12 protein-coding genes are annotated in these 15,708 nt (G+C 48.8%); 6 read left to right on the top strand and 6 right to left on the bottom strand.

Features of this window, described 5'->3' with window-relative positions:
- Positions 1–14 precede the first annotated feature (14 nt).
- The 4 genes from ASG81_RS08155 to ASG81_RS08140 all read right to left on the bottom strand — a co-directional run bounded on the left by ASG81_RS08155 (position 15) and on the right by ASG81_RS08140 (position 3,769).
- Positions 15–800, bottom strand: a complete 786-nt coding sequence (locus ASG81_RS08155) for a tyrosine-protein phosphatase (protein ID WP_056631673.1) — start codon at positions 798–800, stop codon at positions 15–17.
- Positions 801–1,239: 439 nt separating this feature from the next.
- Positions 1,240–2,406: a mannitol-1-phosphate 5-dehydrogenase gene (locus ASG81_RS08150; protein WP_056631671.1), complete on the bottom strand. Its 1,167-nt coding sequence runs from the start codon at positions 2,404–2,406 to the stop codon at positions 1,240–1,242.
- A gap of 73 nt (positions 2,407–2,479) precedes the next feature.
- Positions 2,480–3,142, bottom strand: a complete 663-nt coding sequence (locus ASG81_RS08145; RefSeq protein WP_056631667.1) for an HAD family hydrolase — start codon at positions 3,140–3,142, stop codon at positions 2,480–2,482.
- 336 nt (positions 3,143–3,478) lie between these two features.
- The gene (locus ASG81_RS08140) at positions 3,479–3,769 is read right to left on the bottom strand and encodes a TFIIB-type zinc ribbon-containing protein (RefSeq protein WP_056631664.1); all 291 of its coding nucleotides are present in this window, start codon (positions 3,767–3,769) and stop codon (positions 3,479–3,481) included.
- A gap of 401 nt (positions 3,770–4,170) precedes the next feature.
- On the opposite strand from ASG81_RS08140, the gene ASG81_RS08135 reads away from it, so the two are divergent.
- Positions 4,171–6,249, top strand: coding sequence for a hypothetical protein (locus ASG81_RS08135; RefSeq protein WP_056631661.1), 2,079 nt, complete (start codon positions 4,171–4,173; stop codon positions 6,247–6,249).
- A gap of 260 nt (positions 6,250–6,509) precedes the next feature.
- On the opposite strand, the gene ASG81_RS08130 is transcribed toward ASG81_RS08135, so the two are convergent.
- Positions 6,510–7,118, bottom strand: a complete 609-nt coding sequence (locus ASG81_RS08130; RefSeq protein WP_056631658.1) for a transglutaminase-like domain-containing protein — start codon at positions 7,116–7,118, stop codon at positions 6,510–6,512.
- A 382-nt stretch (positions 7,119–7,500) separates the two neighbouring features.
- Positions 7,501–8,442 (bottom strand): DMT family transporter, encoded by a 942-nt coding sequence (locus ASG81_RS08125; protein ID WP_056631655.1) that lies wholly within the window; start codon positions 8,440–8,442, stop codon positions 7,501–7,503.
- Positions 8,443–8,751: 309 nt separating this feature from the next.
- Between ASG81_RS08125 and ASG81_RS08120 the strand changes: the two genes are divergently transcribed.
- From ASG81_RS08120 to ptsP, 5 genes are all read left to right on the top strand, one after another.
- Positions 8,752–10,176 carry a PTS mannitol transporter subunit IICB gene (locus ASG81_RS08120; protein WP_056631653.1) on the top strand — a complete coding sequence of 475 codons (1,425 nt, stop codon included), beginning with the start codon at positions 8,752–8,754 and terminating at the stop codon, positions 10,174–10,176.
- A gap of 71 nt (positions 10,177–10,247) precedes the next feature.
- Complete coding sequence (locus ASG81_RS08115; protein ID WP_327205154.1) at positions 10,248–12,296, top strand: BglG family transcription antiterminator; 2,049 nt, start codon at positions 10,248–10,250, stop codon at positions 12,294–12,296.
- Positions 12,297–12,298: 2 nt separating this feature from the next.
- Positions 12,299–12,733, top strand: coding sequence for a PTS sugar transporter subunit IIA (locus ASG81_RS08110; protein ID WP_056631650.1), 435 nt, complete (start codon positions 12,299–12,301; stop codon positions 12,731–12,733).
- Positions 12,733–13,905 (top strand): mannitol-1-phosphate 5-dehydrogenase, encoded by a 1,173-nt coding sequence (locus tag ASG81_RS08105; RefSeq protein WP_056631648.1) that lies wholly within the window; start codon positions 12,733–12,735, stop codon positions 13,903–13,905. Before ASG81_RS08110 ends, ASG81_RS08105 begins: the two co-directional genes overlap by 1 nt.
- A gap of 7 nt (positions 13,906–13,912) precedes the next feature.
- Entirely contained in the window at positions 13,913–15,649 is a 1,737-nt protein-coding gene (gene ptsP, locus ASG81_RS08100; protein WP_056631909.1) for a phosphoenolpyruvate--protein phosphotransferase, read from the top strand.
- The last annotated feature ends 59 nt before the right edge of the window (positions 15,650–15,708 follow it).

The raw sequence follows: 15,708 nt of genomic DNA, 5'->3' as shown, positions 1-15,708 counted from the left end.
TACTCTAGCGCTGCCTAATTCTTGTAGAAATAGGAAAGGAAACGACGAACAGCTCCCTTAGAAGAGGATACTTTGGCAGGCTGGATATGGAAAGGCTTGTCTTCGATAATAGATTGGGCATTGCTTTGCAAATAGCTCACCCACTGTTCTCCCATCCGCCTCTCAATAGAAGCGTAAGCCTCGCGCAGCCGAAAGCCGCGTCGCTCGACATGATGAGCATCGGAAGACACAATATGGATCAGACCATCCTTCATTAAGGACCAGGCGGATTGTTCAATACGTTTACCGAACCCGCCCAGCAGAGAATGGGTCGTAACTTGCGCGAATGCTCCTGCTTCAATGAGCTCGGCTAATCGCTCCGGGTGCTTGACTACTTCTGCATTTCTCTCGGGGTGAGCGATTATCGGCTTGAGTTTTAGAAGGCTAAGCTCATGAATGAGCTCGAGCATCGCCTTCGGTATACGAGAAGATGGCATCTCAACTAATAGGTAGCAGGAGCTGGCTAACGGGAGAATTTCACTCCTATGCCAAGCATCCAGTAAATCATCATGAACGCGGACTTCTTGCCCGGTCATGATAGTAACAGGCACACCTGCTGCCATCAACTGTTCGTTGATGGCATGAGTGTGCTCAGCTACTTTGTCTGCTGTATTAGTATAGGCCCCATTGGCATGGTGCGGAGTTGCGATAATGGTTGTAATTCCTTCCGATACGGCTGCCCGGGCCATAATCAAAGTATCATCGGTGCACGCTGCGCCATCATCCAATCCGGGTAAAATATGCGTATGTATGTCTATCATTCCGATCTCACTTCCTACTAGAATTTGATCAAAAGCTCCTGATAGGCAGGGCATGTAACTATTCTATCACATTAAGATAGAACTTTCAGCACTTCCTTCTGCATTTTTACATTTTTTACTACATTCCCCCTAAGTATATCCTACTATTACCAGAAGTGTAAGTAAAAAAATGTAAGAGTTGCAATTTGTCCAGGAGAGTTTCAGACCTAACACAAATTTAACATAAATCAAACGCTGATTTAATACATCTTTAGGTGCAGGTATTTTTGCCGATTTCTCCGCCGATCGCCGCAGCCGCAATAGCTTGCAACTATACATTCACTCACATGGCATACAGGCCAAAAAAATAGAAGCGACGGAAGTCCAGCTTCCATCGCTTCTTTCATGTACATAAGCTTCGCACTAAAACCGGGCGTTTCGACGCATAACTTGCTGCATTTTACCTAATGACTGCATAGGACTCTTTGAGAGTCCCGTAGCTGTCCACGATTTTCTGATGAATCGAATGCTTATGCGGAATACCCATATGCGAGGTGATCACATCATGTATGCCGGAACGACGTATCGCCGCTTGCAGCTGGACAGCTTCCTCATCCTTCTCGTAGTCGAACAGAAGCGCAGCCGCTATCGCTGTCGTTAAATGCGGGATAGGAATACCCAGCCTATGCGCCTGCAAAGCGGGCCTGACGAGCCTATCGTTCAATGACAGCTTACGGATCGGAGAACGGCCGACGCGTATGATGTTATCCGACAGCCTTGGATTCGTAAACCTTACCATCATTTTCTGAATATACTTGTCATGCTTCTTCTTATCCCAGTGGTATTTGGAGGTAAGGAGATTCCCCGTTTCTCCCAGCACATGCGATATTTCCGCCTTAATCTTAGCATCGCCCATCGCTTCTTGAATCGTATCATAGCCCTCGAGGTAGCCGTGATACGCGGCCGTACAATGACCTGTATTGACGGTAAATAACTTGCGTTCGATGTAAGGCTCCAGCGCATCCACATACTTAACTCCCTCGATCTTAGAGTAGCCCTCGATCATCGCCGAACGGTCTACAATCCACTCGAAATAAGGCTCTACGGTTACTTTAAGCGGATCGTCATGCTCCTGAACAGGAACGATTCGGTCAACAGCCGTATCCGGAAAGGCGATGCAGCAATCCGCTTTCTCATGCCACTCCGCCGGCAAATGCTCATAAACGCGTTCCCTCAGGAGCGAGCTGCCGGACATCGCATTCTCGCAAGCGATAATATGCAGCGGGTTGTAGTTCCGGTTTTTAAGACGCAGCCCAACGCCCGCCGCGATGGACTCGGCAATATGCTTCAATGCGGTTACACCTACCGCTGTTGTGACCATATCGGCCGTTGCAACGGCTGCCGCCACCGCAGCCTTGTTCTTGCCGCTGACCGCGGTGACATTGTTCACGATTTCCGTATCGCTCGCCTCGTTCGCAAGCGTAACCGAATACTGCTTCTGCTGCTGGAGCAGCTGAACCTTCCTCTCATTACGAGCCACGAATATGACCTCATAGCCCGCATTGGATAAAAGAAGACCAATAAACCCTCTGCCAATATTTCCTGCGCCAAAATGTACAGCCTTCATCGTCCGAACCTCCTTTAATGGGATGGTGTCGTCTTTGAATTATTATCTGAATATTATGACTAATTTAAATATGCTACAGCGCACCGGACACCATTTCATGAAAATCAATATGAGCTAACGATTCCGCATGATAACAACGGTCGGCCTTATCGAAAGCCAAGCTCTTCGTTATCGTATTCGGAACGATAATGCAAGACATGCCTGCAGACGACGCCGCACGCGCTCCATTAGGGGAATCCTCGATTGCCATCGCTTCGATTGCTTCTACACCCAGACCAGCCAGGGCTTGCTTGTATAGTTCGGGATCAGGCTTCACCTTCGCCACATCATCCGCCGTCCGGATGCACTCGAAGTAATGCGCAATGTCGAGCTGCTCCAAATATTTATCGATCCAAGCGCGATTCGAGCTGGAGGCAAGGCCGATCTTCAAGCCAGTGGCCTGAGCGGAATTCAAATAATCCAAAATACCGGACCGTACCTCTTCCCGCTGCATAAGCTCGGAATGCTGGAGATGCACCGATTCACGGAATGCCTGTTTATCGATCGGCAGCTTCAAATCCGTTATTAAATATTCATAGGGGTTAAAAGCATGCAGACTCGTGCCAATACAACCGGAGTACTGCTCCAATGTGAGCTCTACGCCATGTTCCTTGTACGCCTCGTGAAATGCATTGTACCACGCCGTTTCCGTGTCAATAATTGTGCCATCAAAATCAAAGATAATCGCTTTAATCATCCATCCGTCTCCTTTCAAGAGAGAAAATGTTAGATTTGATAACAAAACCGTAACATGTTTTGAAAGTTTACGTCAAGGCAACCGAACGCCTAAATCCCCGTTTTCGCGCATGTCCCAGCATTTCCCTTATGACCCGCAAACCATTGCGGCTGCTGGGTTTTTACTATTTTTGCAAGCGCTTTGAAAAGCTATGAAAAAAAATTTCAGACTATTAGCAATCAAACGCTTACATTTCGAAATGACTCGTCCCTCCTCATTAAATAAAGGAAGTGAAATAAAAAGAACAGTCCACGGAGCTCCATGGACTGTTCTTTCGTTCGGCGGTTCTAGCAACGTTTAAAATAGACCATCGAAAACATCAAACACGGTGTGCTTCTTCTTTTTGTGCTTCGGATAATGATGGTCGTTATCGCTTCCGTGATGCCCGTGCGATTGAGGATACGGCCGTTGCGGCGGAGCTTCATACCATTCGTCGTGTTCTTTCCGTAACTCATGTACCTCATTTGTTAATTTCTCCAGCTCTCCGCGGTCCAGCCACACTCCTTTGCAATCCGGGCAAATGTCGATATGCACGCCGTTCTTTTCCACTTCTCTCATCCTTACATCATTGCAAACCGGACATTTCATCGGGCTTCCTCCTCTTAAGGTAAATGAATAAATCTACTATATTTACCTGATTTGATCCTTCTCGACCATTCTAGGGAAAAGCTGGTGGTACTCTAAACCTAATTTTGCGCATGAAGCGTCGGGTTGGGCCTCTCAGACCAGCGCGCTTTCATATAATGTGTCTTTTGGAGTTATTTTACCACATAGTGGAAACAAGTAAAACAGCGCCCAAGCGAGCAGGAGAAAACCGGTCCTGTTCCATTGTTTTTTCCATATTTTAAGCCTGGCACCCAGAGAGTGGTGCAGGCTTCTCATTCATAACTCTTCCAGTGTTACACGTAAAAATTTAAGAACTTAACACTAATATTAACCGTTTGAGTTGACGATAAACAGAGTATCACTAACTGGAGGCTCTACATAAAATGAAGAAAAGATCCAAGTTTAATCGCAGCGGTATTTTGACGTTCTTGTTGGCATTTGTCGTTACAACCGTTTTTGTCCCAATCGGTAAAGTTGGAGGTGAAGGCGCTATGCTAAAGACAGGAAACTATATTCATAGCCCTGCTCCGGATGGAGGAAACTCTCCCGACTGGAGAGAGTCCGGTATTATATCCTCGGCTAACGGCGTGTTGTTCGACGGAGCCCCGTCTTACGCAGGCTGGATGGGTAGCGCAACCTCTCACTCAACTGTGAATGTGGTTATTGATCTGTTGAAGGACTACCCCTTGGACCAAATCCGCGTGGTATTGAATTCACCCAACAAATATTGGGGATTTAAGGACATTACCGTAAAGTACCGTCCCGAGTCGGCGACGGGTTATTACATTGCAACCAGACACGTAAGAACGGGAACCGATTTAAACTATTCGGTAACCATCCCGATGTCAAACAAGACAGTCAGGTTTATCGTGCTGAATATTAGGCGTACCCAAGCTTATCAACATATTCCGCTGACGGAAGTTGAGATTTATAAAGGTACGGGCGTTGAGGGTCAAAATCCGAAACCCGCTCTTATTGAAGAAGGATTGAAAGCTGAATTGAAGAAGGAGGCCCTGCTGGCGGACAAATTCGGTCAATGGATGAATGAAACCTGGTCGGGAAAGGTTACATCCGACTCGCAGCTGCAGCTGGAATATGCAAATGAGGCCGTTGCCTTGGCGAATGTTTCGCTGGATCCCACAACATATGATCAATATGGAGGCATTAAGAGCTTAGGAAAGCAAGCAAGCACAGCGTACTTCAGGCTTCAAACAATTAACGGCAAATGGTGGTTTATTACGCCGGACGGATATCCCTTTATTGTTAAAGGAGTAGATGCAGCAAGTTTGTGGGAGACCGGATATAAGACGCCGATTCTGAAACCGGACGGCACCTCCAAGCAAATTTTTGAGGAATTGCCCGATCGGACCGCTTACGCTCCCGCCTACACCAGAGATGCGAACGGAGAATACGTCAACTTCGTCATCGCCAATGTCATGAAAAAATACGGAAGCGGATATGAGTCGAAATGGGAGGATATCACGAAGAAGCGTTTGATCCAGTGGGGCTTTAACACCTTCAGCAAGTGGACCAAACCGAAAAACATAACGTTTCCGTACATTCAATCGCTGCAAGACCCCTCGAATTTGAAAAGAATACAATGGACGTATGACGTTTTTGATCCGCAGAGCGGGCCCATCATCGAGAACGCACTTAAGACACAGCTTCAAAATGCGAGATACAGCAAGTGGTTGGTCGGCTATACCTACGATAATGAAGCGGGTTGGAATGCCGATATCGCAAAACAGGTGCTGACCTATTCTTCGTCCTCTCCGGCGAAAAGCGCATTCGTGGATTTTCTTGCGCCAAGATATAATGGCAACCTCGACGCAGTCAACCAGCTTCTGGGTACGAACGCTGTATCGTTTGACGCTTTGAAAGATACCCCGATCGATATCGCCAAAGTTCCCGCGGTCGATGTATCAGAATATATCAGGCTGGCATCCAGAACTTACCATTCCATGATCAGGGACATTATTAAAAAATACGATCCGAACCATCTGTTCCTGGGCACGTCTATCGTTCCTACCTGGCGAACCAGCTTGGATTGGGATCAAGCGGCTATGCAGTTTGTAGATGCCTTTTCCGTGGACAGTTATACAAGAGATGCGAGTTGGATTTCCAGATACGAAGATTACGGAAAGCCCCTGTTGAATCTGGAGCATTCATTCGGCTCGTCCGAACGCGGACTTTCCTATATCAGTGCGGCTACGATGACAACAAGCATTAGGGAAAGAGGAATCGCTTACCAAGCTTTTGCGGAAAGCCAGGCCGCGCATCCATTGTTTGTCGGCTCAGGCTGGTATGCCTACTACGATCAGCCGGTTACCGGGCGTCCGGACGGCGAGAGCTACAACGTCGGCCTGGTCAATCAGCAGGATCAGCCGTATGCGGATATGGTCAACATCATGAAGACGGCACATGCCGGATTGGAAAATGTTCACCTTAACGGGGTTCGTTGAAAGTTCCTTCTCCAGTCAGGATAGAAGCCGGGAATTACAGTTCACAAATGGGGTTTGGGACCCAGACTTTATCGTAAACCGGGACAGGGCTGAAAATCGGTTCGCTGCAGCCCGGCGACTGGGTCGCTTACAGCAACATCAATCATTCTTTCAGCATTACCACGCTAATATGTCTAAATAAGCAAAAAGGAGCTCTGCAACGATGCAAGCTCCTCCACTTTGTTCTCTTTAGAAACCCCAGCGCCTCGTTAGTTTAGGAACTACAATTCATCAGGCAGTCCGTGAAGATACATATTTATGCAGTCAGTATTTTGTATTAGTGCTTCGATTGTCTTATGGTTCGGTGCCTTAAATATAGTGGGATAGTCGACCTCGTCATATTCTTTGCGTATTGAAAAAGCTAATTGTTCTCCTACTAATGAAAAATCGGCATGAACCCCTCTTTTATTGCCTCGTGCGTCCAAGCGAATCCATTTATCATATCTCGGTATATAAACAGCGTTTAAAGCATGAATACAATAACCGGTATCTGGGGTGTCCCCTAATGTTAGCCGTTGATAACAAAAGCCAGACGGTATACCTGCTTTTCTAAATATTGCGCACAGCAAGTTCGCTTTTGCATAGCAAATGCCCTCTTTAAAAAGCAATGTTTCTGAAGCCGTACATGTGATTCTGGAACTCTGGATATCCCAGGAATGATTAATTTCATCACGAACATACTCATACGATTTTTTTATAAAATCCAATTGATCTACTGATGATTCTCCCAGTCTGGATGTCAAATAAACTATTAGACGATGGTTATAATCGATTTCAGTTGTCTCGGTCAAGTAGTCATTTAAGACTTCCGATTCACAGACTAGATTCATTTTCCTCCACCTCTAAACCATTATTTGCATTTAATTCAATTATGGATTCAGTGTCCTGCATTCCCACTTATTTAATGTGCATAAATTCCCCCCAAAGAATCATGTTGGAATAATTATGCACAATTTTAAAATTTTATACAATCTGTTTTTCGTATTGTTGTTCAACTATCCTGCCAGTTCGTTCAACGAGGCTGCCGTTCCATGCCGGCAGCCTCGTTCTCGTATTTGTAAAGTCAGAGTATCCCATTAGCCGAATAGCTTAATACCGTAAATTGAATCGGCCGCATACACCCGCTTATTAAATAAAAAATGGCTGTCTCTCAGGTTGCTAGACCTTTCGAGACAGCCCTTCCTTATCACTTTGTCAGATTGTAAATGCCAACTATACGGTTTGTCCTTTCGGGGACTTACTCAGAAGAACTGGCTTTTCCGCCGGCCGTTTGCGTTCAATGCTGATCCAGACCAGTCCGGCCGCCATACATGCAGCGCCGCACATTTGCAGCGGTGTAATCCTCTCGTCGAACATAAAGTAGCCGGCTATGACAGCTGCAGCCGGAACCGCGTAACGAAAGAAGTTCGACCGCGTCGCTCCGACCTTGATCATGCAGTAATTCCAAACGACAAAGGCCAGCACCGTGCAAATAAGCACATTGTATCCGATAGACATGTAATGTCCTGTATTCAATGCGGACCAATCCGTCTGCCCCCACTTGCCAAAGGTCAGCGGCAGCATAAACAGCGATCCGAACGCGATGATCCACGTACTTATCCGAAGGACCGAATATTGCTTCATTAGACTCATGGAACTGAGATTATATAATGCGCCGATAATGCTGACGCCAAATGCCATCGCGTTGCCCAGCATATTTTCAGAAGAAAGACTGAAGCCCTCTCCTCCGCCAAGAATGACAAAGCATACACCGACAATCGATATCGCGCCGCCGACGATGAGCCGCAGCGTAATCGATTCACGTATGAACAGCGGCGCAAACAAGGCAGCAAAGATTGGCCATGGCGCTACGTTCAGTAGCGACGCATTCGCGAGCGTCGTATATTTAATGGAGTACATCACCGTAATTTCGAGCAGCGTAACGCCAAACAGCCCAATTAGCGCAAGTTTCGGAACCATCCGCCAAGGAATCCCCACACTGCCTTCGGTCAGCTTCAAAATAAGGAAGAAGATTGGAATAGCCAGTCCAAATCTCAAAAACGAAAATACAACCGGGTTAAACGACTCCATCGCTAATCGTGATATGCCGAAGTTCGCTCCCCATACGACAGCTACCAGCACAAGTCCGCCGTAATTTATCCATTTATTATTCATTCTAACCGCCCCGTCTATTCACAAATGTCGTCTATCTACAAATTCCTCATCCATCATAGCACGAGCGGGCGCGTAAATATTCCTGCATTTAGCTCAGTTCTTATGCTTTTTGAACGCAAAGAACAACTCGCTCAAATGCGGCTGCCTTCTTAACACTATTCTTCATCCAGAAAAAATGATGGCAACAGCGATCATGACGCAACCTGCTTTTCAATTCATTGAATATGAAAGCGCTATCCATTACGATTAAATCAGGTTCTGGTAGCAAACATTATAAACACCAGGAAATGACAAAATGGAGGTTGAAGCATGAGTAATTTGGCATCAGAGAAACCGGTATCCGGCGGTGTTAAAGTTTCTGTTCAACGGTTTGGCCGTTTTCTAAGCGGCATGGTTATGCCCAATATTGGCGCCTTTATTGCATGGGGACTCATAACTGCTTTATTCATACCGACAGGTTGGATTCCGAACGAAAGTCTAGCAACGCTTGTAGGACCGATGATCACCTATCTGCTCCCTATTCTTATCGGCTATACCGGCGGCCAAATGGTTCACGGCGTACGGGGCGGAGTAGTTGGCGCAATCGTCACGCTCGGCGTTATAGCAGGGGCCAATATCCCAATGTTTCTCGGAGCTATGATCGTCGGCCCGTTCGCTTCATGGGTATTGAAAAAATTCGATCAATCTATTGAAGGAAAGATTCCTTCCGGCTTTGAAATGCTCATCAACAACTTCTCTTCCGGCATCATCGGCGGCGGACTTGCCTTGATCGCATTCAAAGGCATTGGGCCCGTAGTAGAAACCCTTAGCAAGCTGCTTGCTTCCGGCGTTGAGATTCTCATCGACTCGGGCCTGCTGCCGCTCGCAAACGTATTGATCGAGCCGGCCAAAATATTGTTTCTCAACAACGCCATCAACCACGGCATACTAGGGCCGCTCGCGCTGGATCAAGCAACGCAAGCTGGTAAATCCATTATTTACATGCTGGAATCCAATCCCGGTCCGGGTCTTGGTATCCTGCTTGCTTATTGGTTTGTCGGCAAAGGGATGGTTAAGAATTCCGCGCCAGGCGCTGCCATTATCCATTTCTTCGGCGGTATTCACGAAATTTATTTCCCTTATATTCTTATGAACCCGCGCTTAATTCTTGCTGCCATCGCAGGCGGCGTGTCCGGCACCTTCACCTTCTCCATCTTCGGAGCAGGTCTAGTCGCCGCACCATCGCCGGGCAGTATTATCGCTTACTTCACTATGACGCCTAAAGGCGGATTTCTGGCCATGCTTAGCGGCGTAGCAGTAGCCACGATTGTTTCATTCTCGATCGCATCGATCCTGTTAAAAACCGGCAAGCAGAACGAGGATGCCGATAACGAGCTTGAGCAAGCGGCGAAGAAGGTTCAACAAATGAAGGCGGTATCCAAAGGAACTGTCGTAACGCCCGCTGCGGAGCCAGCGAAGACGAAAGTAAGCAAAATCGTATTTTCCTGCGACGCCGGCATGGGCTCTAGCGCAATGGGAGCATCCATCCTGCGCAAAAAGATCAATGCAGCCGTGCTGTCTATTACTGTCATTAACACGGCGATCAGCGATATTCCCGGGGATGCCGACATCGTCATCACCCATAAGACCCTTACCGACCGCGCCCGGCAAAAAGCGCCGAACGCCGAGCATATTTCAATCGAGAATTTCCTCAAAAGTCCAGAGTATGACTTGCTCGTACAAAGACTAAGTTAATGACACTAATACTTAACGCTGACAGATACCTGTCGGCGTTAAGTCCATTCTTCCGCGAAGGAGGATAAACCATCAAAGCCTCAACTAGGCAACGTCGAATTATAGAGCTGCTGCTTGAACAGAAGCATGAAATTACTGCGGCCGATATTGCAGCTGCCGTCGGAACAAGCACAAGGACGATCCATCGCGAGCTTAGCGATATCGAACCGCTGCTGGCGGAGAGCGGCATTGTGCTACACAAAATAGCCGGACACGGCATCCGAATCGAAGCGGATCACGACACGCTAAGCCGTTTCAAGCAAACATTCGACCGGTCCGATTCATTCGAATATTCGGCAGCGGAACGCAAGATTCTCATTTATTGCAGACTGCTTGAGCATGATGAGCCCATTAAACTGTTCTCGCTCGCTCACGAGCTGCGCGTAACGATGCCGACGATTAGCCACGACCTCGATGAGATGGAAGAAGCGATAAGGCAGCAAGGCTTGACTCTAGTCCGAAAAAGAGGCTACGGCGTTGAAATTATTGGCCCTGAAGAAGCGAAACGTCTATCGATTAGCTCGCTTGCGTTCAATCATCTCGACGACTCTGATTTATTCGGACAATTCAAAGACCAAACCGTTTCTCATCCTATAACAGCGCAGCTTCTCGGCATGATCGGCAAAGAAAATTTCAAGAAGCTTGAGCATGCGTTATGGGAGCTGAATGACGATTGGCCGAACACCTTATCCGAATCCGATTACACGAGATTGCTTATTAAGCTGTCGGTTGCGCTAACCCGTATGGAGCATAAATACATGATTACAGCAAGCGGTTATGATTTTGGCGATGAGATCACCTTGCTGAAAAGTTTGCTGGATATTTTGGACATACAGCTTCCTATAGAAGAAAAACGGTATCTTTCTCAACTGCTAAGCAGCGAAGCTTTTCCGGAAAGCAGTCTGCTAATCCATCATGACGATATGCCGACCATCGAAGGCGTTAAGCAGCTAATCCGTTATGTGGAGGCGCAGCTGCAAATGCCGCTTATGGAGGATCGTTCCTTGGAGGAAGGACTCATCCAGCACATTAAGCCGGCCTTCGGGCGGATTAGAGACGGCATGTCCGTACGAAATCCCATGCTTGCGCCAATCAAGAAAGAGTATGGTCCCTTATTCTCTATTGTGCGGCAGGGTGTAAAAGAGCTATTCCGTCAGCTCAACGTGCCGGACGAGGAAATAGGCTATATCGTCATGCATTTCGGCGCCTCCCTGGAGAGGTTAAAGACCTTCCCAAGGAAAATAAGAGCCGTCCTCGTCTGCACGAGCGGCATCGGTTCATCCAAGCTTCTGGCTGTAAAAATTGCTAAGGAGCTTCCGCAAATCGAATTGATCGGCCATTACTCATGGTTCGAAGCAACAAGGCTTGCGCCGGACCGGTATGATTTAATCATTTCCACCGTTGACCTGCCTCTGGAACCGGATCGTTACATTAAGCTAAGCCCTATGCTCCCGCATGAAGAAACGAATAAGCTTCGCGCCTATATCGAGGGCACTACCTTAAAGAAAACGGCCGTTACCGCCAAAGCAGATACGTCCGGGCAATCTCCAATGGACCGCTTACTACTGCTGCAGCTTTACTCCGGTATCGTTCTGCGGCTGCTTGACGGCTTTCGCGTTCATGATCTTGTCCTATTGGAAGGCCAAGAACGATTAGAGAATCAGCTGCCCGGTATGCTTTCCTTAATCGGTCAGCCGTATATCGATTCGAATAGCGGGAAAATTGCAGAGCAGCTGCTGGCAAGAGAGCAGCAAGGAAGTCTTATCATCCCGGATACCCGGCTCGCTTTGATTCATACCCGTAGCGAGTGGATCGAAGAGCCTTTGCTCGCCTTATACCGTTACGACAGACCTCTGCAGCTCAGCGAGGATGGCGAATCCGAGGCCATGCAGGTGCTAATGATGCTCGGCCCCCTGAAGCTGGACTCGTATACGTTGGAGCTGCTTAGTGAAATTAGCGCGATGCTGCTGCTGCCTGATCTGCTCGAGTTGCTTGCGCATGAACAAGCGGCAAGCATCAAATTGTTCATCTCAAAGATGCTTGAGCTTTATATCAAAACCAAATTGGATTGGAGAGAATAATTATGACCATTCTATCGAAAGAAAAAATAAAGCTAGACGCCATTGTAACAGACAAATACGAAGCGATCCGCATGGTCGGACAAATGCTCGTCGATGCGGGACACGCGCCGCAGGAGTACATCGACAAAATGATTGAACGCGAGGAGGCTCTATCCACCTACATCGGCGGAGGCCTTGCCATGCCGCATGGAACCAATGAGGCGAAGGCATTAATTCGCTCGACAGGCATAGCGGTTATCATCGCACCGGCTGGCGTAGACTTCGGCGGCGGGGAGCCGGCTCAATTAATTATCGGATTAGCGGCGGCCGGCGACGATCATCTGGATATTTTAACTAACGTAGCCATGCTCGTATCCGAGGAAGAAGACATGCAGCGCATTTTGAATGCCGCTTCGGAAGAAGAGCTGATTTCTATTTTCGAAGCGGGGATGGAATAATGAAGGCCGTTCACTTCGGAGCAGGCAACATCGGCAGAGGCTTTATAGGACTGCTGCTCCATAACGCAGGCTATGAGCTATGCTTCGTCGATGTTAACGATACTCTCGTCACGGAGCTGCAGAAAAAAGGACAGTATGCAGTCAAGCTGGCCAATGAACAAGGGGATACGTATCTTGTCGATCATGTTACAGCCATTGACGGCAAAAATATCGCTTTAGTCGCAGAAACGATCGCGGAAGCTGATTTCGTAACGACCGCTGTCGGCGTATCGGTTCTAAAGCATATTGCTGCCGCGATCGCCAAAGGCCTAGAACTTCGGCTCACGAGGGGAAAGGCTGCGCTCCCTATTATCGCTTGCGAGAATGCACTCGGCGGCAGCACGATTTTGAAGCAATTCGTCTATGAGCACCTGTCTGCGGAAGCACAGGCCAAGACCGATCAGCATGCCGTTTTCCCCGACGCTGCCGTAGACCGGATCGTACCAGTGCAGCAGCACGAGGACCCGCTGCAGGTTACCGTTGAACCTTTCTATGAATGGACCGTGGAACGTTCCCCTTTGCTGGATTCGCTGGAGGAAATCGCAGGGGTGCATTACGTCGATCAACTGGAGCCATATATCGAACGCAAGCTGTTTACCGTCAATACGGGGCATTGCGTCGCCGCGTATCACGGTTTCTTGAAAAGCTATGCAACGATTCAAGAGGCGATGAAAGATCCAGCAATAGTAGCTGAGGTAAGAGGCGCATTGCTGGAGTCGGGAGCCGCGCTTGTTCAAATCTATCATTTTGACGAGAAAGCACACGCGGAATATATCGAACAAATATTAGAACGCTTCGTTAACCCTTACTTGGTAGACGAGATCGTACGGATTGGCCGCTCGCCGGTCCGCAAACTTTCTCCGAATGACCGGCTTGTGAGACCGGCAACGTTAGCTTATCAATACGGCATACCCGCAACTCATTTAACCACTGCTATGGCAGCGGCTCTGCACTTCGACTGCGCCGGCGATCCCGAGTCCGATCAGCTGCAGGCCTCGATCAGGGAGTATGGCATTCATTCTACGATTACTAGATTTACAGGCTTAGACGAGCAGCATCCACTTCATATTCAAGCGGCAGAGAAGTACAGCCTGCTGGGACCATTACAAGCAGTCCGGCATGGAAAGGAATGAGGATATGATGACACAATCATTGAAAGGGATAGCGGCATCTCCGGGCATTGCCATCGCGCGCGCGTTCCATCTCGCATCCGAGCACTATACCCCAACCAAACAAGCCATCCAAGACAGCCCGCAGGAGATCAACCGGTTCCGCCAGGCAGTCGCTGTCGCCCGTGATGAGGTCGAGGCCATTCGCGCCTCTGCGGAAGAGCGGCTCGGTGCCAACAAAGCCGAAATTTTCGAAGGGCATCTTATGATACTTGAGGACCCCGATCTCATTGAAGCGATCGAGATGAAAATAGACGATGAAGCCATTAATGCCGAATTCGCGCTGCATGATGTATCGCAATCCTTCATCGGGCTGCTGCAGTCGATGACCGACGAACTGCTGCGCGGGCGGGCTATTGACATCGAGGATGTCTCCGGCCGCATCATGAGTCATTTGCGCGGCGTTCCGCACCTCGACCTGGCCAACCTGCCTGCGGAATGTATTATTGTGGCACGGGATTTGACGCCATCGGATACAGCCCAGCTCAATCTGGAAGTCGTTCGCGGCTTCATTACAGAGGTAGGCAGCCGGACTTCGCATTCCGCCATTATGGCGCGGTCATTGGAAATACCCGCAATCGTCGGCATCGGACCGTCGATTCACGGCCTGCCAGAGCATGCCGTCGTCGTGATGGATGCAAGCCAAGGCATTGTCCTTGTGAATCCAACGGAAGAAGAGCTGGCAGCTTACCGGGACAAGAAGCAGAAGGACGATCTGCGCAGAGCGGAATTAAGCAAGCTGAAGGACCAGCCTACCCTATCCAAAGATGGCAAGCAGGTTGAGCTGGCAGCCAACATCGGCAAGCTGGAGGATATTCAGCGGGCCATCGACAACGGCGCCGAAGGGATCGGGCTTTTTCGCACCGAGTTTCTATACATGGGACGCAGCTCCCTCCCTACCGAGGAGGAGCAGTTCACCAGCTACAAATATGCGCTTGAGAAAATGAACCCAAAGCCGGTCGTTATACGGACGCTTGATATTGGCGGCGACAAGGAGCTGCCTTATATGGAGCTGCCGGCGGAAACCAACCCTTTCCTCGGCCAGCGCGCACTTCGTCTATGCCTGGATAGACAGGACCTGTTCCGCACGCAGCTGCGGGCGCTGCTTCGCGCTAGCCGTTACGGCAATTTGAAAATTATGTTTCCGATGATCGCCGTATTAGAGGAGCTGCTTGAAGCTAAGAAGCTGCTTGAGGAAGAAAGACAGAAGCTAATTGCCGAGGGCGTTCAGCTTGCGGAGCACATCGAGATCGGGATGATGGTCGAAGTTCCGGCAGCGGCCGTCGCCGCCGACCTATTTGCGCCGGAAGTCGATTTCTTCAGCATTGGAACGAACGACTTGATTCAATATACAATGGCGGCAGACCGTATGAATGAAACGGTATCCTACCTGTATCAGCCTTGGCATCCCTCCTTGCTGCGCCTCATTCGCTTCGTTATTCAAGCGGCGGAGAAGGAAGGCAAATGGGTCGGCATGTGCGGCGAGATGGCAGGAGATGTGACGGCCATTCCACTGCTGCTGGGTCTTGGCCTGCATGAATTCAGTATGAGCGCCGGTTCGATTTTGCAAGCAAGAGAGCTGATCGGACAGCTCGACAAGACCGAATGGGCGGGCTGCGCGAATCAGGCGCTGACCATGCGGAGCACGCAGGAAATAACGCAATTTGTTGAACACAAGCGTAAACAAGCTTTCGCCATCCTCTGGTAGCAAAAGCTTGATTCGCGGTGAAATATAAGCAGATATAAGGGTGAAACTTATACATTCTT

It is taken from the genome of Paenibacillus sp. Soil522 (genome assembly GCF_001428245.1).
Classification (GTDB): Bacteria; Bacillota; Bacilli; order Paenibacillales; family Paenibacillaceae; genus Pristimantibacillus.
This window is presented reverse-complemented; position numbering and strand designations above follow the sequence as displayed.